20 protein-coding genes are annotated in these 23,550 nt (G+C 59.5%); 4 read left to right on the top strand and 16 right to left on the bottom strand.

Translation table 11 applies throughout. From position 1 onward, the window contains the following. Positions 1 to 192: 192 nt before the first annotated feature. A complete protein-coding gene (locus tag QA648_RS20205) occupies positions 193 to 2,079 on the bottom strand; it encodes an EAL domain-containing protein (protein ID WP_245464218.1) in 1,887 nt (628 codons plus the stop codon). Between the two features lie 291 nt (positions 2,080 to 2,370). Between QA648_RS20205 and QA648_RS20210 the strand changes: the two genes are divergently transcribed. Further along, on the top strand, positions 2,371 to 3,408 hold the full coding sequence (locus QA648_RS20210) for a class I SAM-dependent methyltransferase (RefSeq protein ID WP_104826108.1): 1,038 nt from the start codon (positions 2,371 to 2,373) through the stop codon (positions 3,406 to 3,408). A 279-nt stretch (positions 3,409 to 3,687) separates the two neighbouring features. Here the strand turns inward: QA648_RS20210 and QA648_RS20215 are convergent, their stop codons facing one another. Both QA648_RS20215 and QA648_RS20220 read right to left on the bottom strand, forming a co-directional pair. Then, the gene (locus tag QA648_RS20215) at positions 3,688 to 5,025 is read right to left on the bottom strand and encodes an ISNCY family transposase (RefSeq protein ID WP_283046984.1); all 1,338 of its coding nucleotides are present in this window, start codon (positions 5,023 to 5,025) and stop codon (positions 3,688 to 3,690) included. Positions 5,026 to 5,180: 155 nt separating this feature from the next. Continuing rightward, positions 5,181 to 5,561, bottom strand: coding sequence for a helix-turn-helix domain-containing protein (locus QA648_RS20220; RefSeq protein WP_104826109.1), 381 nt, complete (start codon positions 5,559 to 5,561; stop codon positions 5,181 to 5,183). Between the two features lie 92 nt (positions 5,562 to 5,653). Between QA648_RS20220 and QA648_RS20225 the strand changes: the two genes are divergently transcribed. Both QA648_RS20225 and QA648_RS20230 read left to right on the top strand, forming a co-directional pair. After that, a complete protein-coding gene (locus tag QA648_RS20225; protein WP_104826110.1) occupies positions 5,654 to 6,379 on the top strand; it encodes an SDR family NAD(P)-dependent oxidoreductase in 726 nt (241 codons plus the stop codon). 12 nt (positions 6,380 to 6,391) lie between these two features. Continuing rightward, a complete protein-coding gene (locus tag QA648_RS20230; RefSeq protein ID WP_104826111.1) occupies positions 6,392 to 7,024 on the top strand; it encodes a DsbA family protein in 633 nt (210 codons plus the stop codon). Between the two features lie 231 nt (positions 7,025 to 7,255). On the opposite strand, the gene QA648_RS20235 is transcribed toward QA648_RS20230, so the two are convergent. The 6 genes from QA648_RS20235 to QA648_RS20260 all read right to left on the bottom strand — a co-directional run bounded on the left by QA648_RS20235 (position 7,256) and on the right by QA648_RS20260 (position 15,403). Next, positions 7,256 to 9,190, bottom strand: a complete 1,935-nt coding sequence (locus QA648_RS20235; RefSeq protein WP_260304674.1) for a beta-galactosidase — start codon at positions 9,188 to 9,190, stop codon at positions 7,256 to 7,258. Further along, entirely contained in the window at positions 9,190 to 10,281 is a 1,092-nt protein-coding gene (ugpC, locus tag QA648_RS20240) for a sn-glycerol-3-phosphate ABC transporter ATP-binding protein UgpC (RefSeq protein WP_104826113.1), read from the bottom strand. Before ugpC ends, QA648_RS20235 begins: the two co-directional genes overlap by 1 nt. Before the next feature lie 5 nt (positions 10,282 to 10,286). Continuing rightward, positions 10,287 to 12,377, bottom strand: coding sequence for an alpha-galactosidase (locus QA648_RS20245; protein ID WP_283053204.1), 2,091 nt, complete (start codon positions 12,375 to 12,377; stop codon positions 10,287 to 10,289). Continuing rightward, positions 12,374 to 13,225 (bottom strand): carbohydrate ABC transporter permease, encoded by an 852-nt coding sequence (locus QA648_RS20250; RefSeq protein WP_104826115.1) that lies wholly within the window; start codon positions 13,223 to 13,225, stop codon positions 12,374 to 12,376. Before QA648_RS20250 ends, QA648_RS20245 begins: the two co-directional genes overlap by 4 nt. Further along, positions 13,225 to 14,133, bottom strand: coding sequence for a sugar ABC transporter permease (locus QA648_RS20255; RefSeq protein ID WP_104826116.1), 909 nt, complete (start codon positions 14,131 to 14,133; stop codon positions 13,225 to 13,227). The genes QA648_RS20250 and QA648_RS20255 overlap by 1 nt, the downstream gene beginning before the upstream one ends. Positions 14,134 to 14,212: 79 nt before the next feature. Next, positions 14,213 to 15,403: an extracellular solute-binding protein gene (locus QA648_RS20260; protein ID WP_104827827.1), complete on the bottom strand. Its 1,191-nt coding sequence runs from the start codon at positions 15,401 to 15,403 to the stop codon at positions 14,213 to 14,215. Between the two features lie 311 nt (positions 15,404 to 15,714). On the opposite strand from QA648_RS20260, the gene QA648_RS20265 reads away from it, so the two are divergent. Continuing rightward, positions 15,715 to 16,518, top strand: coding sequence for a helix-turn-helix domain-containing protein (locus QA648_RS20265; protein WP_283053207.1), 804 nt, complete (start codon positions 15,715 to 15,717; stop codon positions 16,516 to 16,518). 18 nt (positions 16,519 to 16,536) lie between these two features. On the opposite strand, the gene QA648_RS20270 is transcribed toward QA648_RS20265, so the two are convergent. Genes QA648_RS20270 through QA648_RS20300 form a run of 7 tightly spaced genes read right to left on the bottom strand, consistent with a single transcriptional unit; the run spans position 16,537 to position 23,497 of the window. Next, positions 16,537 to 17,478 carry an electron transfer flavoprotein subunit alpha/FixB family protein gene (locus QA648_RS20270; protein ID WP_283053208.1) on the bottom strand — a complete coding sequence of 314 codons (942 nt, stop codon included), beginning with the start codon at positions 17,476 to 17,478 and terminating at the stop codon, positions 16,537 to 16,539. A gap of 21 nt (positions 17,479 to 17,499) precedes the next feature. After that, the gene (locus QA648_RS20275; protein ID WP_283053210.1) at positions 17,500 to 18,249 is read right to left on the bottom strand and encodes an electron transfer flavoprotein subunit beta/FixA family protein; all 750 of its coding nucleotides are present in this window, start codon (positions 18,247 to 18,249) and stop codon (positions 17,500 to 17,502) included. A gap of 11 nt (positions 18,250 to 18,260) precedes the next feature. After that, the gene (locus QA648_RS20280; RefSeq protein WP_283053212.1) at positions 18,261 to 19,691 is read right to left on the bottom strand and encodes an aldehyde dehydrogenase family protein; all 1,431 of its coding nucleotides are present in this window, start codon (positions 19,689 to 19,691) and stop codon (positions 18,261 to 18,263) included. 14 nt (positions 19,692 to 19,705) lie between these two features. Beyond that, positions 19,706 to 20,440 carry an ABC transporter ATP-binding protein gene (locus QA648_RS20285; protein WP_104826121.1) on the bottom strand — a complete coding sequence of 245 codons (735 nt, stop codon included), beginning with the start codon at positions 20,438 to 20,440 and terminating at the stop codon, positions 19,706 to 19,708. Next, positions 20,437 to 21,255, bottom strand: a complete 819-nt coding sequence (locus QA648_RS20290) for an ATP-binding cassette domain-containing protein (RefSeq protein ID WP_283053213.1) — start codon at positions 21,253 to 21,255, stop codon at positions 20,437 to 20,439. Before QA648_RS20290 ends, QA648_RS20285 begins: the two co-directional genes overlap by 4 nt. Then, positions 21,252 to 22,562, bottom strand: coding sequence for a high-affinity branched-chain amino acid ABC transporter permease LivM (gene livM, locus QA648_RS20295; protein WP_283053215.1), 1,311 nt, complete (start codon positions 22,560 to 22,562; stop codon positions 21,252 to 21,254). Before livM ends, QA648_RS20290 begins: the two co-directional genes overlap by 4 nt. A 17-nt stretch (positions 22,563 to 22,579) precedes the next feature. Beyond that, positions 22,580 to 23,497, bottom strand: a complete 918-nt coding sequence (locus QA648_RS20300) for a branched-chain amino acid ABC transporter permease LivH (protein ID WP_283053216.1) — start codon at positions 23,495 to 23,497, stop codon at positions 22,580 to 22,582. Between the last annotated feature and the right edge of the window lie 53 nt (positions 23,498 to 23,550).

Genomic DNA, 23,550 nt, shown 5'->3' on the forward strand with positions numbered 1-23,550 from the left:
AGACGACGCAGTTCATTCGCGTTCGACCCGCCATCATGGCAGTTTCAAATCCGTATATCGCTAACTTATAAAGCTGCGTTTAAAGTATAGTACTAAGAAAGAATGAACAGTTTCGGCAAATACGATCGACGCTCTGCTGCGATCTTCGATAACACTTCGAGGAAGTCTTCGTCGACCGCTCGCTCAGAGGTACTAGGCACTTGCCCGCAATAGATCGACACTCACCGGTTTGCCGAGATGAAACCCTTGAACCCGGTCAATGCTGAGGCTCTGAAGGACAGACATCTGAGCCTCGGTCTCCACGCCTTCCACCAGAATGGTGTTTCCCCGATTGCGTATCAGGGCGACCATGTCTTGTAACATCGTCAGGCCACGTTCGTCCGAGCAATCATGCAGGAAGGTTCGATCAACCTTGACGGTGTCGAACTCGATCGCCCGGAGCCACGACAATCCGGCGTAGCCGGAGCCGAAGTCATCCAGCCAAATCTCGACGCCGAGCGCCTGGAGATCGGCGACACACTGCAGCACCTCGGGTTGCATCTCCATATCCAAGCCCTCGGTGACTTCCAATGCAAGCCGGGACCCGGAGACGCCAGTTTCTTCGAGGATAGCTGCAACGCTCGAGGCGAAGCCGGGAGATCTTAGCTGCACCGGAGAGACATTCACGCTCACCGTGGCCATGCGGTCGGACGCCAGGATATCCTGACATGCCGTTTTGATCGCCCAGCGACCCAATTCGACAATAGATCCGGTCCGCTCAGCGATCGGAATAAAGACGCTTGGCGGCACGGAGGTTCCATCGGGCATGCGCAGCCGCATCAAAGCCTCGGCGGCTTTCATCTGCCCGTCCCTGAGATCGAATATTGGTTGATAGACCAGCGATACCAGTCTCCGATCGATGGCTGCGGCCAGCAGCGGCACCAATTTTCCGGCATCCTCGTTCGGACGCCGCAGCACCGGATCAAAGATTCGAACGCAATTGCGGCCGGAGGCTTTTGCACTGTAGAGCGCAAGGTCGGCCTCACGCACAAGCCATTCCACCTTTGCCGCGGATCGCTCGCTGATAAAAGCAACGCCGACACTTACCGTTACGAACTGCGTGTCGTCCGGCCGCTCTTCATGTCGGATTGCGAGCGCCTCGACTTGGTGCCGAATTTTGCCCGCTATATAGATCGCTTCATCCTGCGCTTTCAAAGGCATGACGACGATGAACTCCTCGCCGCCATAACGACCAATAATGCCTCCGTGGCGCTCAACCAGCTTCTGAAGCGTCGTGGCAATGACCGTCAGGCAGCGGTCGCCTTCCTGATGGCCGTACCGGTCGTTGAAACGCTTGAAGAAGTCGACGTCGATCAGGATGACGGAAAATTCGCGGCCCTTATCTTTCCAGGCGCTCCAGCACTCATCCAGCCGCCGATCGATCGCGCGTCTGTTCTCGATGCCGGTGAGGTAATCCGTGTGTGAAAGACGCAGCAATGCCTTTCCGCGCTCTGCCGCCTCCCAATGCTGGTGGCGCGCTTCCACCGCATTCAGGAAAACGTTGTAGCGCTCGACATTCAGGCGCCAGTTCACGAAAGACGTGAACACGAAGCACGAGACGTAAAATAGTCCGAAAGCGAGCTGGTAAGCCGGCGTCGATGGAAACGAACTGTAGAGAGCCGCAAAAAACACGGCCAATACAGTGCCGGACGTCAGGACGGACAGGCGAAACGAGAAGCTGAAGAACAGGTTCGCGCCCATCATGAAAATCGCGCCGAAGATCATGTAGTATGACATGCTCGTCGCATATTCTGTGGCGATAGCCGGATAAAGCCAGCCGGCATAGCCGAAGATCAGCGCCAATGCGCAAGTGCTGTCCAACCAGACGGTCTTTGCCTTCGCCAACCGCAAAGTCTCAAAGGCCAGCAGCGCAATAGCCGCCACGACAAACCGCATGAGGATTGTCAGCGGCGCAACATCGGGAATAAGCCAGCTATCGGGAGCGGCAAAGACCAAATAGACGACGACTGCCATCCACAATCCCTTGCGCGTGCCTTCCCGGCGGACGGCATCGTTTTCCGATGCGTAGGCGGCCCTCATCTCCAAAGCAAAGCCACGGTGTTTTTCTGTCGGGACAGCGCCGTCTACAAATGGAGCCTTTGCGGAAATTTCGGATGCGGTCTGCTCTGTAGATAACTGCTCATAGAACATGCGGCGATGCCTCCCGAGCATTGCTGCCGATAAACCTGCGTTCACCGCTTCCAAAAGTTCCGTCCGTGTCAATCACGAAATTTAGCTCGTACTGCTAGAAATACCCTCTTGACGTGCAGAATCCAATCGCGTTCTGTCGTCCACATATTTATGCTTAACATTGCGTCAACGGAGTTCATAATGGCACAAGGCTTTAAGTTCGACGGCGAGAGTCTCATTGCACCTGGACAAATTTTTCGCCCGACTAAGCCAGACGACCTTCCGTCATCAGACCAGATGGTAATCGCCAAGGCGGAACTTGCTCTCACGCTCGACTTATCGCTTCAACAATTCCGATCCGAAGTGGATCCTCATGCGATTGTCAGCCGGCTATCGCAGGCGTTGCATCAGATCCGCCGGCGGTTTCACGCCAGCATATGGAGCGAAATCGTCTTCCTTGCGCAGAACCATCCCGTTGCACAGTTTCTGCTTCAGGATCCGTTCACGAAATGGTCATTCGATAAACCGCGGGGCTATTCCGGTGACGCGCATCTGCTCGACTTCATTTATGGTCATGCCATCGTGGAGGCGGAAATCGCAGCATCCACCGCGCTGGGCAGAGCGATATATGAATACACCAAAAACGCGTCCTCATCCGTCGCGGTGAGAGAACGCCGCGACATCCTCGCACAACGGGTGGATGAGCACGCCAAGGATCGACCCGGCTCGGCCGAAGTCTTGGCGATGGCATCGGGCCATCTTCGCGAAGCGACGCTGTCGACTGCGCTTAGGGAAGGAAAAATCAGGCGCTGGATTGCGCTCGATCAGGACCCGCTGAGCGTGGGGACGGTTGCGCGCGATTTTGCCGGAACATGCGTCGAAGCGGTGGACGGCACGGTCAAGAGCCTGCTTTCCAACAAGCACGCTTTCGGACATTTCGATTACATCTACGCTGCGGGTCTCTACGATTACCTCACGCTTCCGGTTGCCGCCAAACTGACGCGCAAATGTGTTGAAATGCTCAAGCCCGGCGGCTCCTTCCTGTTCGCGAACTTCTCGCAGGAAATCGAAGTCGACGGCTACATGGAAGCATTCATGAGTTGGCCTCTGCTCCTGCGTTCGGAAAACGACATGCAAATGATTGCCGATGCAAGCGCTAGCAAGGCAGAGACAGATGTATCCATCTGGTTTGGAAAGAACCGCAACATCATCTATTGCGAAATTACGAGGGTAAAGTAACTCGGCAGCCGTTTTTGCCTCTCGCTATGTCGCGCTGCATAAACGGCCGCCAACTGAGACCACTCGCAATGAGGGGCAGGAGCTAGCTAGTTTCCGTCCACAAACATACGTATTTCGGCGCGTTTACAAGGGCTTGTGCTTGGAGGAGAGAGTAGTTTAGGGCGACCGACAGGATCATGGGCGCTTGTTGTTGGACAGTATACAGTTGGCGGCGCTGAGGCGTACGCCATGAAGGCCGGCATTGGTAGCGACGGCGTAATTCCAAAAGCTAGTCGGAGTTCAGGTCGGTTTGAGGCGGGTGAAGAGGACGAGGTTGTAAGCCACAACGGAGGACCAGACGTAGGTCTTGAAGTGGTCAAGGCCCCGCCAGGTGCAGCGTGCCAAGCCGTAGGCACGCTTGAGGCATGATATTCCGGCTTCGATACCGGCGCGGAAGTTGCGCAGCTTGCGATAGACCCAATTGCTTCTGACCATGTCCTCGACCTTGAGGCCAGCTTTTTTGTGGAATGCCATGTCGCGAACGCCCCAGGTCTTGGCTGTGGCCAGGTTGCCGCGACTGGCAAAGCCGCCGTCGGCCGCCGCCTGCCGCGGCGCGTGTCCATAGACGGCGATGTGGCGCTCCAGCATTGGCAGCAGCCGCTCGCTGTCGGGCGGATTACCCGCCTCGATCACGAGATCGAGGATCATGCCGCTTCTGCCGGTGGTCAGGTTGAGCTTGTGGCCGTATTCGGTCTCGCGGCTACCTTTGACGATGATATCGGCATGGGGTTCGAACAGGCTTACCAGCTTCTCGCCCGCCGGCAGCTTCTCTCCCGCCAGTACTCGCCGCTCGCTCTGTTTGATGATGCGTTCGATCAGCGGTCGATAGCGGCAAACCTGGGCCTGCCAGAGTTGGACGAGCGGATTGCTCGCCACGCCCAGTCGCTCGGTTGCCTGCTTCAGATATGCCAAGGTCGCGCGGGCGATCGCGATCAGCTCACGGTAGAGCCGGGCCCGATTGGGCTGACCGCGTGTGAACTGGATTTTGCGGGCACGCTTCTTGGCCGCGCGGCAATGATCGCGCCATGCCAGGCCGGCGCCGACCAAGGTATCTGCCTTCTTCAGCAGGCGCACCATGACCCGCACGGCATCCCACAGCAGGCTGCTGTCGCTCGGTTCGTGTATGAGTGCTGAGGTCACTGTACTGTCCAGCCGCACGACCGTGCCGTCCTCCAGCTTCGCCTGCCGAGCGCTCGACAGCAGCGCCCGATTGATCGCTTCCCAGGTCTCGGGTCGGATCGCGCTGATCGTCTTTTGCAGCACTGACTTTTGCGGGCTCCATGACCACGGCAGACGCGCAAAGGCCCGAAACGATGCGGAGTCCTCGAGATGGAACGCCAGTTCCTGGTAGCTCAGCTGCCGGTATTGCTTGAGCAATGCGCAACGCAGCACTGCCTCGGCCGGCAGCCCTTGCCGTCCGGTGGGCTTGACACCGTGCCGACCCAGATCCCGACCCACCAAGCCAAACAGATCGTGATGCTCGTCCAGCCACTGCGACATCGCCTTCAGTTCGTGGCCGATCTCGTGCGTAGCGAAAACATCGAATATACTGGCTTGGACGGTGCGTTCTTGGCGCATTGTCGGCTCCGGCGGTTGCAGATTGTGCTTCGGAATCAGTGGCATGAGCCCAAAGTATACCTGAAACCGCCGGGCCTTACCCGCGCAAAATTCAGATTCACGTAATAATATCAATAAGTTGTCGTTTGTGGACGGAAACTAGCTAGCTACCTTGGCTAGCTTGCCCCTTCATCATGCAAGGCGCGATGCGCCTCGATTTCCCCCAGGTGATCCAGCACCCACATAGCGAGCTGCAACAGGGGCGCTGAAAGCGAGCGGCCGAGATCCGTCAGGCTGTATTCGACCTGCGGCGGTATGGTCGGATAGACCTTGCGCGTCACCATGCCATCGCGCTCCAGCGCCTTCAAAGTGCGGGTGAGCATCTGCTGGGAAATGCCGCCGATCAGCCGTTTCAGTTCGTTGAAGCGGCGCGGCTGATCGGCCAGCATGGTGATTGCCATGATCGTCCACTTGTCGCCCATGCGGCCGAGGATCTCATTGACTTTCCGGCAACTGGGGTCCGTGCCGGGCATAGTTGGCGGGGTGGGCATATGCATGTGACTAGGCCTCGAAAATATGCGTTCTTGCGACATTGCAGTCATCATATCATATCTGGTCAGTAAAACATACCGCCATCAAGGAGTAAGTTATGACTGACAGAAAAACGATTGCCCTCTTCGGCGCCGGCACCGGGCTCGGAAGCTCGCTGGCCATGCGGTTCGGTCGCGAAGGCTATCGCGTAGCACTTGTCGCTCGCCGCGCCGGCCCGCTCGATGAGCGTGTGGCCGAGCTCGCCCAGGCCGGCATCGAGGCCGCGGCATTTCCGGCCGATCTCACCGATGTCGATGGCATCGCAACGCTGGTGCGCTCCATCGAGGATCGGTTCGGCTCGATCGATGTCGCCGTCTACGCGCCCGTGCCCTCCGATGCGGCTTTTGTGCCGGCGGCGGAACTCGACGCGGCAAGGCTGCGGTCGATGGCCGATATCTTCACCTTCGCGCCGGTCGAGGTGTCGCATGCAGTGCTGCCCGGCATGCTCGCGCGCGGCGACGGCGCGGTCGTCATCGTCGGCGGGCTGACGGCAGTGGTCACGATGCCGGGCATGAGCGGCGTCGGACCGCTGATGGCGGCGGCGCGCAACTACGTCTTCACCCTCAATGCTGAGGTCGCGGAGAGGGGCGTCTATGCCGGTACGGTGAATATCGGTGCGTTCCTCGATCGCTCGACCGGCCTTCGCGCCATGACATCCAATGGCGTGCCGCTCGATCCGAAATATCTGGTGCTCGATCCCGACGATGTCGCCGAGGAGATCTGGGGTCTCGTCACCAGACGCGACCGGGCCGAGATCATCCTCCCGCCGCTGCCGCAGGGTTGATGGGAAGGCGCCATGCTGCAGATCGACCTTTTTACCGAAATCACCTGCCCCTGGTGCATCATCGGGCAACACCGACTCGACAAGGTGCTGGCCGAGCGCTTCCCCGGCCTTGCCGTCGATATCAGGCATCATCCGGTGATGCTCATGCCGGATGCACCGGCGTCCGGGCTTTACATTCCCGACCTGCTGCGCGCACGCTACGGCGTCACCGATCCAAAGGCCGCGTTCGCGCGGCCCGAGGCCGAGGCGCAGGCCTCCGGGCTGGCGCTCGACCTCTGCCGGCAGCTTTGGGCCTATCCGACGCAATCGGCACATGCGCTCATCCTTGCTGCCCGCGAACGCGGCACACAGCATAGGCTCGCATTAGCGATCTCCAGCGCTTATTTCCTCGGCGCGCGGAATATCGCCGATGCCGACGTGCTCGCCGATATCGCGGTGGACCACGGGTTCGAGCGCGCCGAAGTCCACGCGATCGCTTGCGACCCCGCCTGGTGCAGGCGCGTCGAACAGGAGGCGGCGAGATCAGTGGCCGCGGGCGTTCGGTCAGTACCCCACTTCGTCTTCGCCGGACGTATCGCGATCAATGGCGGCCGCAGCGAAGATGAAATTGCCTTATCGATAAAAGAGGCAGTGGCGACCGGCTAAGCGGCAGCGTGTGGTCTGCCCAGACCGGCATTTCCCACGAGCTCGTCAAACAACCCTCAAAGGCGGGCGTTCGGGGCAAAGCTCAACCGGCAAGGCACCTCTAGGCCCGCTTGATCCCTCCCCACCGCAAGTCTTTGCCATCTGGCGCAGCGCTGGTAGCAATATGCAATCCCCTCACCAAAGAGGTAAGGGGATTCGCTTTCCTTCATTTCATCCGCGGACGTCCGGTAGTCATCTCCACGCCGAGAGGGAGAATGGAGCGATTTCCTGGCCGCCGAGCACGAAGTCGTGCTTTTCCGGGATCGTCCAGGCGTCCGGCCCGTAATTGAAGGCGAATGTGAGATTGCCTGCACGACGAAGGCGGATGAAATCGGGCAGGGTAGCGGTCGGCAGATCGAGCCCGGCGGCAAGGTGCGACATCAGATTGTCGAGGAGTTCGCCGTCGGCCCAGCAGGCCAAATAGACGTATCTCCCCTTCGACACCAGCGCTGGGCTGCCATCGTCGAACGCTGCCACGACATCCGCTCCCGCCGCTGTCTCAAGATATTCGCGCCATCTTGTCGCCCGGCCGCTGATCGCGCCCGACAAAGAGGCGCTAAGCCCCGGCCGTAAGGAAGCCACCTGCGTGATCCTGATGCCGGTAAGCTCGCCGATCGGCCCGGGCGGGAGATTGGCGGGAATCTGGAAGTTGCGGTCCCGCGATCCGGTCCGCGGACCGAAAAGCACTGTTCCATCCGCCTGCTCGAATGCCGCCAATGCCGCGTCGGAGACGTGCATGAGGCAGGGAACGAGAACCAGCTTGTAGCCCGTGAGGGACGCGCCGGGGCGGACGAAATCGACGTTGAGGCCAAGCTTCCTGACCGCCTCGTACCAGCGGAAGGCAAGTTCTTCGTAGCGAAAATCCTTGCCCTGCGGCTGAATGACCGTGGACCAATAGGTCTCATAATCATAGACGATGGCGACGGGCGCCCGCGCCGGCTTCTGCAAGGGGCCAACGGTATCGATCTCATGGCCGGCGATTGCGGCTTCCTTGCCTCCGGGCGAGAGCTCGTCGAGGCCAGGAAGGTTCAGGCCGGCATGCATCTGCTCCTGCGCGAACGGCGCCTGACGCCAACGGAAGTAGCTGACAACCTCGGCCCCGTGGGCAAGGCCCTCCCAGGTCCAAAGACGAACCATCCCCGGTTTGGGGACAGGGTTCCATGGTGCCCAGTTCACAGGCCCCGGTTGCTGTTCCATGATCCAGAACCGGCCATTGCCGACGCCGCGGTACAGATCGTGATGGAAGGCGGCGATGTCGGGGTGGGATGTTTCCGCCCAGCGCACGCGCTCTTCCTCGCTGAACGGAAATTTCTCCACGAAGCCGATTGGATAGGAATCCCAGGAAGCGAGGTCCAGGTTTTCGCCAACCTTCCAATGATCGAAATCGTTGACGAAGCCCATGAAGTTATGGGTTATCCAGCGATCCGGGGAGTGCTTTCTGATGATATCGCACTGCATTCGGTCATAGGCGGCGATCTGATCGGACTGGAAGCGCCAGAAATCGAGCCGGACGGCAGGGTTCGCCTCCGTCACTGTCAGATTGGGCAGCGCGACGTCGTCGAAGCTTTGAACTTCCATCGACCAGAAGACGGAACCCCAGGCCTCGTTCAGTTGCTGCGGTGACTGATAGCGAAGGCGAAGCCAGCGGCGAAACGCCTTCAGGTCTTGGGCGCCCCAGGAAAAGCTCGTATCGTGGCAGCCATATTCATTGTCGGTCTGCCAGCCGGCGAGACCAGGGTGCGAACCGTATCGCTGCGCGACCGCTTCGACGATACGCGCCGATTCCTTCCACCAGACTTCCGACGAGAAGCTGTAGTGACGACGAGAGCCGAAGCCCCGCACTCTACCCTCTTCGTCCACCGGAGCGATCTCGGGATATTCGTCCATCAGCCATTTCGGCGGCGTGGCGGTCGGCGTGCCAAGCACAATTTTCAGGCCGGCCGCAGCCAGCGTGTCCATCGCCCGGTCGAGCCAGCCGAAGTCGAAGGAGCCGCGTGAGGGCTCGAGGCGCGACCAGGCGAATTCGCCGATGCGCACATAGGAGATTCCAAGCGCCCGCATACGGCGCGCGTCTTTTTCCCACCAGCTTTCGGGCCAGTGTTCTGGGTAATAGCAAACGCCGAGCATTATTTCGTCAGGTCCCCGTTGAGGATAGCGTTGCCGGCATCATCGAACAGATGGCAGGCAGCCGCCGGAATATGGATGGAGAATTCGTCGCCCGGCTTGGCCTTCGCCAGCCCGTCCGCCTTCACGGCAATCTCGGCGCCGTCGGCAAGGGTGATATAGAACATCGTTTCCGATCCCAGATATTCGGCAAGACGCACCTTGCCCTGAAGCGTTGCGTCTCCGCCTTCGCTGCGATCGAGATGTTCGGGACGGACCCCGAGAGTGATCGATTGCCCTTCCTTCACCGAACCGCCCTCTAGCGTGATCGACTGACCACCGGGGAGATCGACTTTAGCGCCGCCTTCTGCGGGCGATGCCTTGGTCTTGATGAAGTTCATTTTCGGCGACCCGATGAAGCCGGCGACAAAGATGTTCTTCGGCCGGTGATAGAGCTCCAGCGGCGATCCGACCTGTTCGATCAACCCGCCCTGCAGAACGACGATCTTGTCGGCCATGGTCATGGCCTCGACCTGATCGTGGGTGACGTAGATCATCGTCGTCTTGAGATCCTGATGCAGCTTGCTGATTTCCGTGCGCATCTGGACCCTGAGCGATGCGTCGAGATTGGACAGCGGCTCATCGAAGAGAAACACTTGCGGATTGCGCACGATGGCGCGGCCGATGGCGACGCGCTGACGCTGGCCGCCGGATAGCTGGGAAGGCTTCCTGCTGAGCATCGGTTTCAATTGCAGCATCTCGGCGGCAGCGCTCGTTCGGCGCGAGACCTCTTCCTTGGAGTGGCCGGTCATACGCAGGCCAAAGCCGATATTCTCGGCCACGGTCATATGCGGATAAAGGGCATAGCTCTGGAAGACCATGGCAACCCCACGCTCCGAGGGACCAACCTTGGTCATGTCGTTGCCGCTGATCCTGAGCCCACCGGAGGAAATATCTTCCAGCCCGGCAATCATGCGCAGAAGCGTGGACTTGCCGCAGCCGGACGGCCCGACGAAGACACAGAACTCGCCATCTTCGATGGTAAGGTCGACGCCCTTGATGACACTGGCGGCGCCGAACTGCTTCGTCACGCGGTTGAGCGTTACATTTCCCATGAGGCTTAACCTCCCTTCACGGGCTGGAATTCAAGAAGGAGCCCGCTCTCGGGCTTGAGCATCGGCAGCGGCAATCCGACATGTCTCAGCGTATCGAGACTGAAGGTCAGTTCTCCGTTTAGAAGCTTTTGCTGGCCTTCCGAGATCCGGATGAATTCCGGCTCTACGGGATGCACCGCTGCCACGCGCCACAGCACATCGCTATCACCGCTCACAGGCAAGCGGACGGGTGCGGGCTGCTCGCCCGCCATTTGCGGGCCCTGGACGACGAAAGCGACGATGCGGTCGGTATCTGCCGCTCCCCAAACATAACGCCCGTCGAGCGGCGGCAGACGAAATTGCTTGCCGGCTGCATGCAGAAGCGGCCGCAGGCTCTTATGAAGCGCGATCCAGCGTTCCAGTTCCTGCTTCTCTTCAGCGTCGAGCGTCAGTGGATTGAGTTCCACGCCCAGGTGATAGGCGAGCGCGACCAGCGCGCGGAAAGCAAGGCTCAACTTGCGGGCGGTCTGGTGGTTCGGAGATGCGGCGATATGTGCGCCGAGAAGCTCCGGGGGAACGAATTGCGACGCCCCATGCTGTATTTCAAGCCGCTCGAAGGCGTCGGTGCAATCCGATGTCCAAACGCGGTGCGTGTATCTGAGGACGCCATAGTCGATACGCCCGCCGCCCGAGGCGCAGCTTTCTATCTCGACTGCGGGAAAGGCTTGCCGGACCCTGTTCATCAGGGCGTAGACGGCTCGCGTCTGCCTCGCGGTGCGCGCGCGCCCATCTGTGCCGCCGGCATGGGTCAGATCGCGATTCATGTCCCACTTGATGTAGGCGATTGCGTGCTGCGAAAGCACCGCTTCCATGCGTTGGAAGAGATAGTCGCTGACCTCCGGGCGCGTCAGATCCAGCACAAGCTGGTTTCGCGACAGCAGAAGCGGGCGTCCTTCGACTTGCAGAGCCCAATCGGGATGGGCGCGAAACAGTTCGGACTCCGGGTTCACGTTCTCGGGTTCGAACCAGAGGCCGAACTCCATGCCGAGGGACGTCACGTGGTCGACGAGTGGCTTCAGCCCGTTCGGGTATTTTCGCTCGTCTATGAACCAGTCACCAAGGCTGGTCGTATCGTCGTCCCGCTTGCCGAACCATCCGTCATCGAGGACGAAACGCTCGATGCCGACAGCCGCCGCTGCATTCGCCTGGGCTTTCAAGGACTCCATGCGGTGATCGAAGTAGTTGCCTTCCCAGGTGTTCAGCGTCACCGGCCGGGGCTTCATCTCGCCGCCCGGCCAGGCAATCACGCTCTCTCTGACGAAGGCATGGAAAGCCTCGCTGTCAGGACCGGCAAAAGCTGTCGGGCTGTCATAGGCTTCGCCCGGTGCGAGGCGCATTTCACCCGATTCGAAGAGTTCGCCGAGATGCACCAGCCGGCGTCCATCGTCGAGCGTGTCGATCGCCATCTGGTGATTGCCGCTCCAGCCGAGATGGAATCCCATCCGCTCGCCGCCGCACTCGAGGAAGATGATAGGAAAGCGGTCATGCGAGGTTCGCCCCCTCCGGCTTTCCTGCATCCAGAGCCCGTTGGGGAGTTGCGATTGGCGCGTCTGGAACTCCCGGCCCCACATTCCCGTAAAGCTGGTCAGCTCTGACGCGCCGGCCGGCATCAGGAAACTCGCCGCCATGCAGCGATCCAGCGTATAATCGCTGGAGCCGCGGTTGATCAGTGATGTCGAAATCGACAAAACCCCAGTCGCGCCGCCGTTCAGGCATATCTGCAGGCCGATTTCCGCGACGGGATCTTCAGTCTTCAGGATTATGCCGGCGTCGATCTCTTCGGTCTGCCAGTTCTGGAATTCCAGCGTGAACATACGCCCATCGCGGTGCCCGCAAATCGCCGGCCATCCGAAGAATCCGAGTCCGCCGACTGGCAGCAACACATTCGAAGGCACGTCCACGTCCATGCCGTTGACACGGCTCGAACGCGGCACATCGGGCCAGAATTCCGGGGCAAGCGCCCCGCGGCCGAAGCCCAGGATCTCGGGCATGCCACGCTCCGGCAGGCCGAGAGCGAGGCAAATGGCCCCCGCTTTTACAACAATTGTCTTGTTCATCCCTTGGTCGCTCCGAGAGTGAGGCCCGCAATGAAGTGCCTCTGCATGAAGAAGAACATCAGAACTGGCGGCATCGCGGCGACGATCGAACCCGCCGACACCAGATGCCATGCTGCAACCCATTGTCCGTTCAACGCGTTCAGTCCGGCGGTAACGGGCATTGCGGCCTGGCCCTGGACAAGCACGGTCGCCCAGAAATAGTCGTTCCAGACGAAGGTAAAGATCAAGACTGACAGCGCCGCAATGGCCGGGCGCATCAAAGGCAGTACGATGTGGATGAATATCCGCCATTCGGAGACGCCCTCGACCCGCGCCGATTCGATCAGCGAAAAGGGCAAGCCCTTTATGAAGTTGCGCATGAACAAGGTGCAGAAGCCGGTCTGGAAAGCGACGTGGAACAGCACAAGCCCGGTTACGGTGTCGTAGAGACCCATCTTGAGCGTCAAGTCGCGAACAGGGACCATCAGGATCTGGAACGGAATGAAGTTGCCGGCAACGAAGACGAAGAACAGGAACAGGCTTCCCTTGAACCTGTAGACGGCCAGCGCAAAGCCACAGAGGCATGACAGCCCGACCGCACCGATCACCGTCGGGATGGTGATCTTGAAGGAATTGAGGATGTAGTGGCCGATCGGCGAATCCCGAAAGACGGCGGTATAGTTCTCGACACCGGCAAAGCCCGAGGGAATGCCGAAATAATTGCCGGCCGCCAGATCGCCCGATGGGCGGATCGACGTGACCGCAACGCCGATCAGGGGAAGAAGCCAAATGATGAGGGCGATCGGCAGAAGAACCTGATAGGCGGCCGACACCCATGGGCCCGATTTCTGGACAGGAGTTGGAAACATCAGGAATTCCTTTCCTGTCTCAGCATGCGAATAAGGAAGAATGTGATGAAGACCATCATGATCAGGAAGAGCACGACCGCGATGGCAGCGCCATAACCCATCCGGAATCCGTATTCGGAAAGCGCTTCTTCGTACATGTAATAGGAAAGGACGCGGCTCGAACCGTAAGGTCCGCCGGCCGTCATGACCGAAACGAGGTCAAAGGATCGAAGTGCGCCGATGACGGTCACCACCACCGCGATGAAGGTGGCCGGCCGAAGCTGCGGCAGGACGATGTTCCAGAACAGATGCCAGCCCTTGGCGCCATCCATGCGTCCTGCTTCGATCTGCTCCGGATTGATGTTGTTGAGGCCCGTCAGGTAGAGGATCATGCAATAGGCGATCTGCGGCCAGAGGCCGGCGGCGATGATGCCGTAGGTCACCAGGCGCTCGTCTGCGAGAATGGCGACCTGCGTCCCCGTCAGGGCCTGGATCAGCGCAGAGAATAGCCCGAAATTAGGAGCGTAAAACCACGTGAAAATCAGGCCGACGACCACCTGGCTGATCACGAATGGAAAGAAGAACAGTGATTTGTAAAGGCGAATGCCGGTGACGGTCTGGTTCAGGAACAATGCCGCAGCCAAGCCAGCCGGAACCGCCAGCAGATAAAGAACGAGCCATATGACGTTGTTCTCCAGCGACGTATAGAAGGCGTCGTCGGAGAGGAGTTCGACATAGTTCCCTAGTCCGATCCAGGTTTTGGGTCCCAGACCATCCCAGTCATGGAAACTGATCCATACGGATTGGAATACCGGGACGATCACATAGACCAGAAACATCAGGGCGCCTGGCGCAAGAAAAAGCCAAGGTGCAAATGTCCGCTGATTGCGTTTCCAGAACCCCGGTAGAGCGGGACTGCTCGTGCCCATCGTCTGCTCCTATACAAATGCGACGAAAAACGCTGCCGGACGGAATTAACATCCGGCAGCGCGGTATCTTCAGAACGAGTTATTTGTAAGCGTGAGCCCGGATCTTATCGAGGCGAGCCAGGATCGCATCGAGTTTGTCAGGCTTGACCATGAATTCCTGGAAGCCTTCCATGCCGGCCTTCGCCATATCGGCCGGGGCGTCGCGGTCGTAGAACTGCGCGAGAGCGTGGGCGTTCGCCAGCATCTCGAAACCAGCCTTCAGGAACTTATCGTCCGGCACGGTCGACTTGTTGTTGATCGGTAGCTGACCGAGCGTCTCGTTGATTTTCGTCTGGGCTTCAGGCGAGGCGAGATAGGCGAGGAACTTCTTGGCGTCTTCCTTGTTCTTCGCACCCGACGGAATGTGGAACGTGTCGGTCGGAGCCTCTTCAGAGACCGGCACCCCTGCGGTAATCTGCGGGAACGGAAGGAAGCCGATCTGGTCTTGCTTCAGTCCGCCATCCTTCATCGGGGCGACGGCGAAATTGCCCATCAGATACATGGCCGCCTTGCCTTGAACGAATTGCGGCATGGCGTCCTGCCAGTCGAGAGCTGCGTGGTTCTCGATGAAATAGCCCGGCTTTACCAGTTCTGCCCACTTGGCGAATACGGCTTTGACCCTCGGATCGGTGTAAGGCACCTTGCCTGCGGTCAGATCCATGTGGAATTCATAGCCGTTGACGCGCAGGTCGAGATAGTCGAACCAGCCGGCGGTCGGCCACAGGGCCTTCGTGCCGATCGTAAACGGTGTGATGCCTGCGCTTTTCAGCTTGGCGCATGCGGCCACCAGCTCGTCCCAGGTCTTTGGCGGGGTAATGCCTTTGTCCTTGAAGATATCGGCGCGGTAATAGATGCCCCACTGATAGTTGGTGTAGGGGACGCCCCACTGCTTTCCGTCGATCGTCATCGATGCGGCAGCAGACTTCAACTGGTCGTTCAGGCCGTTCGCTGCCCAAACGTCGCTGACATCGGCAAAGAGACCCGCTTTGACGAAGGGCGCCATGCGGTTGCCAGCATACCATGCCACGACGTCAGGCGCGTCGGCGGTCAGGAAGTTGCGGATCGCGGACTTGTAGCCTTCGTGGTCGAAATTGTTCCACTTAACCTTGATGTCCGGATTCTTCGCCTGAAAATCCGCAATCAGTTGTTCCATCGCCTTCTTCGGCGCCGGATCCGACTGGTCGGAATTGAGAACGATTTCGCCAGCGCATGCCGCCGATGCGACGAGCATGTAGCTGAATGCTATAGAGCCGATATTCTTCAATAGGGTCAATTGATCCTCCACAGACCTCATGGGCGTTGGCCGCCCGCGCACACGTCACTCCCGTGTACGGTGGTTGATATTCATCATCCAAATTCGTAGAGCTCTACCGCCATACGGAAGATCGCTTCCGGTTTTCTAAGATCGAGACCCCGCCAGAGCATCTTCCAATGTTGATCGAAGACGAGTCAGTTCCAGTTCACGATGGCCCGACGCGCCATCCGCTTGTCGTTTTCGGCGATCATCGCTTTTGCGCTGGAGAAAGGCTGGAGGTGCGGCGCATGAGCGGTCCGCACATGCACAGCCAGGTGGAGCTCAACTACGTCCTCGATGGACGCATCACATATTGGTTCGACGGCCGCAGGCTCCAGATTTCGCAGGGGCAGCTCTGCCTTTTCTGGGGAATGATCCCGCACCAAGTCGTCGAGGTGACGGAGCCTGCGAACTTCGTCTGCCTCTATGTCCCTATGTCCGTGCTCGTCAACATGCGTAGCATGGGGAGCTTTCGGGATGCTGTCTTCCGCGGCGGCCTGATAGAGGCGCAAAGCGTCAGGCCGCACGACCGCGAAGTGCTTCTCAGATGGCGCGATGAGCTGCTGTCGGGCGATCCGGAGCTGGAACAGATTGTCCGCGACGAGCTGGTCGCTCGCATACGGCGGATTGCGCGGGAGGGCTGGCTGGACTTGCGCGAGCAGGGGTCGGCAATTGCTGCATCGCGTAACCAAGATCCTGACCGACTGCCAAAGGTCGAGAAAATGATCCGCTTCATTGCCGAACATGCATTGGGCGAGATATCGGCCATCGATGTCGGATTGGCGGCCGGACTGCATCCAAACTACGCCATGTCGGTATTCAAGAAGACGGTCGGTCTTACCGTCAATCAGGCCATAACGCGCCATCGGCTGGATACGGCCCAATCCCTGCTGATCTCAAGCGACCTTCCGGTGGCCGCCGTCGCGTTCGAATCGGGATTTGGCTCGCTGTCCCGCTTCTATGAGGCCTTCGAAGAGCGTTTTTCGACAACTCCGGCGAGATATCGGAGCGGCTTCGGTCTGGTGAGCGCGAAGCCTGCTCCGGCCGCCTAGCTGTTCGAGGAGGCTGCCTCAGATCGAGCGGACAAATTCCGGCAGGGCCTCGAAGAGATCGGCGACGAGGCCGTAGTCGGCAATCTGGAAGATCGGGGCCTCTTCGTCCTTGTTGATGGCGACGATGACCTTACTATCCTTCATGCCGGCGAGATGCTGGATGGCCCCGGAAATGCCGCAGGCGATATAGAGCTGTGGTGCGACGACCTTGCCGGTCTGGCCCACCTGCCAGTCGTTCGGCGCATAACCGGCATCGACGGCAGCGCGGGATGCGCCGACGGCCGCCCCGAGCTTGTCGGCGACGGGAAGGATGACTTCCTTGAACTTTTCTGCCGAACCGAGCGCCCGGCCACCGGAGATGATGATCTTGGCAGACGTGAGTTCCGGACGGTCGGACGCCGACAGCGCATCGGCGACGAAGCTGGACAGGCCGGGATTGGCGACCGCCGGGATTACCTCGATCGCGGCCGAACCACCCTCTGCGGCAGAGGCGAAGGAAGCGGTGCGCACGGTGATAACCTTCTTGGCATCGGTCGACTGTACCGTCTGGATGGCATTGCCGGCATAGATCGGTCGCTTGAAGGTATCGGCGGAGACGACTTCGATGATCTCCGAGACCTGGGCGACATCCAGCAAAGCGGCGACCCGCGGCATGACATTCTTGCCGACCGAGGTGGCAGCCGTCAGGATGGTGTCATAGGAGCCGGCGAGCGCCACGATCAGATTGGCGAGCGGTTCGGCGAGGTTGTTGGCGAGGCTGGCATCGTCGGCCAGCAGTACCTTGGTAACACCGGCAAGCTTGGCCGCCTGCTCGGCAGCCGGCCTGGCGTCCCTACCTGCGACGAGGATGTGCACATCGCTTCCCGTTCCCTGGGCAATCTGGGTCGCCGCCGTCAGCGCCTTGGCGGTCTGGTCGGAAAGGTGGTTGCTGTCATGATCAGCCAGAAGAAGAATGGCCATGGGTCTTATCCTTTCCTGTCTTTAAAGCACGCCGGCTTCGGTCTTGAGTTTTTCGACAAGCTCGGCCACCGACTTGACCTTGACGCCCGCCTTGCGGCCCGACGGCTCCTCGGTCTTCAGCACCTTCAGGCGCGGCTCGGTGGAGACGCTGAAATCGGCCGGGCTCTTCTTGTCGAGCGGCTTCTTCTTTGCCTTCATGATGTTCGGCAGCGAGGCATAACGCGGCTCGTTGAGGCGCAGGTCCGTGGTCACCACCGCCGGCAGCTTGACCTCGATCGTCTGCAGGCCGCCATCGACCTCGCGGGTGACCTTGGCGCTTCCCTCACCGATCTCGATCTTCGAGGCAAACGTCGCCTGCGCCGAGCCCAAGAGGGCCGCCAGCATCTGGCCGGTCTGGTTGCTATCATCATCGATCGCCTGCTTGCCGACGATGATCAGACCCGGCTGTTCGGCCTCGGCCACGCCTTTCAGGATCTTCGCCACTGCCAGCGGCTCGACTTGATCGTCGGTCTCGACCAGGATGGCACGATCCGCCCCCATGGCCAGCGCCGTCCGCAGCGTCTCCTCGGCCTTGGCCGGACCGATCGACACCACCACCACCTCTTCGGCCTTGCCGGCCTCCTTCAGCCGCAGCGCTTCTTCGACCGAGATCTCGTCGAACGGGTTCATCGACATCTTCACATTCGCAAGCTCGACACCCGTGCCATCCGCCTTCACGCGGATCTTCACGTTGTAATCAACCACCCGCTTCACCGGGACGAGAATCTTCATCACATATTTCCTTATGCGAGCGTGTAGACGGTCTTGACCGAGGTATAGAATTCCGCTGCGTATCGGCCCTGTTCACGCGGCCCATAGGACGAGCCTTTTCGTCCGCCGAATGGTACGTGGAAGTCGACACCGGCGGTTGGAAGGTTGACCATCACCATTCCGGCCTCCGAGTTTCGTTTGAAATGGGTCGCATATTTCAGGCTGGTCGTCGCAATGCCGGAGGACAGGCCGAAATTGGTGTCATTTGCGACCGCAAGTGCCTCCTCGTAGTCCTTCACCCTGATGACTGCAGCGACAGGGCCAAATATTTCTTCGCGCGCAATCCGCATCTGATTGGTGGCTTCGGTGAACAAGGCCGGCTGCAGATAGAAGCCGGGCGTGCTTCGTTCCAGTTGCTCGCCACCGAATGCAAGCTTTGCGCCTTCCCGACGCCCGATATCGATATATTCCACATCCTGCTTCAATTGGCTTTCGTCGACGACCGGGCCGATATGAGTGCCGCCCTTGAGGGCATCATCAATAACGAGTCCCTTCATGCGTTCCGTCAACGCGGCGACAAAGCGGTCATGGATGCCTTCCGTCACGATCAGGCGGGAGGACGCGGTGCAGCGCTGGCCTGTCGAGAAAAAGGAAGAGTTGGCGGCTGCTTCGACGGCGACGGAAAGGTCTGCATCGTCCAAAACCACAAACGGATTTTTGCCGCCCATCTCGAGCTGGAACTTCCTGTTATGCTCGATGGACGACAATGCGACGCGTTTGCCGGTCCCTACCGATCCGGTGAATGTCAGAGCGTTCACGTCGGGGCTGTCGAGCATGGTTTGCCCAACCACGCTGCCGCGGCCCATGACCAGATTGATGACACCGGCTGGCGCGCCGGCACGATGAATGATGTCGACGAGCGCCCAGGCGCAACCCGGCACCAGGTCGGCCGGTTTCAAGACGACGGTGTTGCCGTAAGCTAGTGCCGGAGCGATTTTCCAAGCGGGAATCGCAATTGGAAAGTTCCAGGGTGTAATCACCCCGACGACACCAACCGGTTCACGGGTGATCTCGACACCGATGCCGGGCCGAACCGAAGGAAGGATTTCGCCTGAAAGCCGCAGCACTTCACCGGCAAAGAAATCGAAGATCTGTCCCGCGCGGGTCACCTCTCCAATCGCCTCGGGAAGAGTCTTGCCTTCCTCTTGGGCGAGGAGCCGGCCAAGTTCTTCCTTCCGGGCCACGATTTCGTCGCCCGTCTTCTTCAAGACGGCATGACGCTCCAGGATCGGCGAACGCGACCAGGCTGGGAACGCCGTCTTTGCCGCAGCGATCGCGGCCCTGGTATCATCAGCGCTCGCGCGAGCATATTCCCCGACACTCTCGTTGGTGTTGGATGGGTTGATGTTTGCAGACGCGTCGCCCGCAACCCATTCACCGGCAATCAGATTCTTGTGCAGCATGGAGATGGTTCCGTTCAATGCAGTCCGAGATAGGCCTTGCGGACTTCCTGGTTGTCGAGAAGAGAGGCGCTCTCGCCGGAAAGGTGGATCTTCCCGTTCACCATGACATAGGCTCGCTGCGAGAGCTTGAGCGCGTGATTGGCATTTTGCTCGACCAGAAAGATCGTCTTGCCCATGGATGCGATCTCGCGCAGCACCTCGAATACGCGCTTGACCACGAGAGGCGCCAGTCCGAGCGAGGGCTCGTCGAATAGGATCAATTCGGGGCGAGCCATCATTGCCCGGGCAATTGCGAGCATCTGTTGTTCACCGCCCGACATCGTGCCGGCCGTCTGGTTGCGACGTTCCTTGAGGCGAGGAAAGAGTTCGAACATGGTCGTTCGATCGTCCTCGAAATAGGCCATTCCGATGGGTGTCGTGCCCATCATCATGTTCTCTTCCACGGTCATTTCCTGATAGATCTGGCGACCTTCCGGAACGAGCGCGATGCCGCGGCGGGAAATCCTGTTCGTCGGTATGCGCGAGATGTCCTCGCCACGATGTAAAATCCTGCCGGAAGAGGCGCGCGGCGCGCCGAAAATCGATGATAGCAATGTTGTTTTGCCTGCCCCGTTTGCGCCGATCAGGCTGACGATCTCGCCTTCGAAAATGTTGACATCAACCGCTTTCAGGGCTTCGACCGGGCCGTAATGAGCATGGACGGCAACAAATTCCAGAAGCGGTATCTTTATACCGGAAGGCTGGCTCATGCTTGCACCTCCTCTTCACTGACACCCAGATAGGCCGCAACCACGGCGGGATCGTTGGCGACATGCGCGGGCGTGCCGTCGGAGATGACCTCTCCATGGTCGAGTACGACGATATGATTGGAAATGCGCATGACCAGGCTCATGTCGTGCTCGATGACGAGAACTGTTTGGCCGTGTTCGTTGCAGAGCCGTTGTATGACCTCGGACAGATCCCGTGTTTCGGAGGGATTGAGGCCGGCGGCGGGTTCGTCGAGGCAGATCAGCCTCGGCGCAGTGCACATCGCCCGAGCGATCTCGAGCCGTCGCTGGCGACCGTAAGGAAGCTCGGCCGCGAGGCGATTGGCATCCTCGACTAGGCTCATCTGCTCGAGCCAATAGTAGGCGCGATCCACCGCTTCGCGTTCTGCTCTTCGGAACCCCCGGGTGAAAAAGACGCCGCTCAGAAGATTGTTGCGTGTCGCAAGGTGCTGAGCGACGAGGAGATTTTCGACGACCGACATCTCCTTGAACAGACGGATGTTCTGAAATGTCCTCGCGATGCCGGCGCGCGTTACGAGATGCGAGCCGCCGGAAATCGGTTTTGTGACCAGTTCGCCGACGTCCTCTGCACCATTAGTTCCGTTCAGGACGATCCGGCCCTCGCTTGCGCGATAGAACCCGGTAATGCAGTTGAACATCGTCGTTTTGCCGGCTCCGTTGGGGCCGATCAGCGCCGTAATCGAACCTCGTTCGACGCGGAAGCTGACATTGCGGTTGGCGATGATGCCGCCAAAACGCATCGTGACATTTTGAACGTCCAGTATGGGCTCACTCATCGTCTCGCCTCCAATTGGGTCTGGAGGGGCATTTCGGCGCTGCTCGCTTCCATCCTGGTGCTCGGGAAGAATGCCGGGCGTTTGATACGAACCAGGCCGCGCGGCTTCCAAATCATCATCACGACCATGAGGACGCCGAACGCCAGAACGCGATATTCCGCGAACTCTCGCAGCATTTCCGGCAGGACGGTCAGCACGAGAGCGGCAAGGATGACGCCGATGGTTGATCCAAGGCCGCCAAGGACAACGATGGCAAGGATGAGGGCCGATTCGAAGAAGGTGAAGGACGTCGGATTGACGAAGCCTTGGTGGACGGCGAAGAAGACACCGGCAAGCCCGCCAGTCGATGCGCCGAGCATGAAGGCGGTGAGCTTCGTGAAGACGTGGTTTACCCCAAGCGAGCGGCAGGCGATCTCATCTTCGCGCAGCGCTTCCCACATGCGCCCAAGCGGCATGACGCGAAGCCGCTCGACTACATAGATGACCATGCAGACGGCAAGGAAAAGTACGAGGTAGATGAACCAGAACTTGTAGTCCGCGCTGTAAGGAATGCCTAAATATTCATGGAGCGGAACGCCGCCCTGTTTTGCGGTGCGGGTGAATTCCAGGGCGAGGATTGTCGGCGGCGGAACGGGAGCGCCGTTTGGACCTCCGGTGAAATCGCCCCAATTGTTCAATATGAGACGGATGATCTCGCCAAACCCCAGCGTCACGATGGCAAGATAGTCGCCGTGCATCTTCAGCACGGGAAACGCAAGGATCATCCCGCAGAGCCCGGCCAGGAACGGCGCTATGATCAAAGCAGTCCAGAATCCGAAGCCGACATATTGCGAGCCAAGCGCAAGCAGGTAAGCGCCGACCGCGTAAAAGGCCACAAATCCAAGATCAAGCAGACCTGCGAGGCCTACGACGATATTCAATCCCAGGCCGAGCAGGCAGTAGATCAGCGCCAGTATGGCGACGCCGAGAAAGTACTTGTCCGCGACGAAGGGGAGGCTCAGTCCTGCAAGGAACAGGACAGCGAGAAGCAGCACCGGCGATTTTTCCTTGCCGGTCATGACCGTGACGCCGGCATTATTTCCGGCAAAGCGTTGCCTGAATCCCTTGCCCAATCTGCTGGACTGGAAAACCGAGATCGCAAGACGTCCAAGCGTGACGATTGCCGCCAATGTGACCGCACGCATCAGTTGGTTTTGGAAGGAGAAGCCCTCCAGAACCAGTCCGGAGATCGGGCCGAACAGAACGATGCAAACGGTAAATGTGAGAAGCGCTTCCTTGGCAAGCGCAACTAGCCTGTGGGGTTTCATGTTGCCTGGCTCCTCATTTAGACTTTCTGGATTTCCGGGCGGCCCAGAAGGCCGGAGGGACGGAAAAACAGCAGGATGATGAGCAGCGCGAAGGCAAAGACGTCCTTGTAGTCGGTACTGACGTAACCGGCGAAAAGGGCTTCTGTTAATCCAAGCAGCACTCCGCCCAGCACAGCACCCGGCAGCGATCCGATCCCGCCGAGAACGGCGGCGGTGAACGCCTTGATACCCATGACGAAGCCGATGAAGAAATTGAACGATCCGTAATTGAAGGTGACCAGCGTTCCGCCGACAGCGGCAGTCGCCGCACCGATAACGAAGATCGTCGAGATGATGCGGTCGGTATTGACGCCAAGAACGGCCGAGATGCGGATATTCTGCTGGGTCGCCCGGCATTCGCGCCCAATTCGCGTGTAGTTGATCACGTAGGTCAGAATTCCCATGGCGATCAATGAGGCGAACAGGATCACGGTCTGCATATAGGTGATCTGCGCAAAATGGGTGTCATCGCCGAAGCGGAACGCGCCTTGAATGAGGGTCGGCACTCCCTGGTCTCGCGCACCCTGAGCGATCTGGACATAGCTCTGCAGCATGAGCGATATTCCGATCGCCGAGATGAGTGGCGCGAGCTTGGTCGAGCCGCGCAGCGGCCGATAGGCGACACGTTCGATCGTCCAGCCATAGACGGCGGTGATGGCGCAGCTAATGACGAGCACCGTGATCAGCGCGAACGGAACGGATTGAACGCCGAAGAAGCCGAGCACCGCCAGGACGATAGCGGCAATGTAGGCAGAGACCATGTAGACGTCGCCATGGGCGAAGTTGATCATGCGGATGACACCATAGACCATGGTGTATCCCACGGCGATCAGGCCGTAGATCGTCCCCAGCGTAATGCCGTTGAACAACTGTTGAACCAGGATGTAAAAGTCCATGGCGAACCCCTCTTATGTTTTTTAGGGCATGGATGAGCGCGCCGGACCGATGA

This window comes from Rhizobium sp. CB3171, assembly GCF_029714265.1.
GTDB lineage: Bacteria > Pseudomonadota > Alphaproteobacteria > Rhizobiales > Rhizobiaceae > Rhizobium.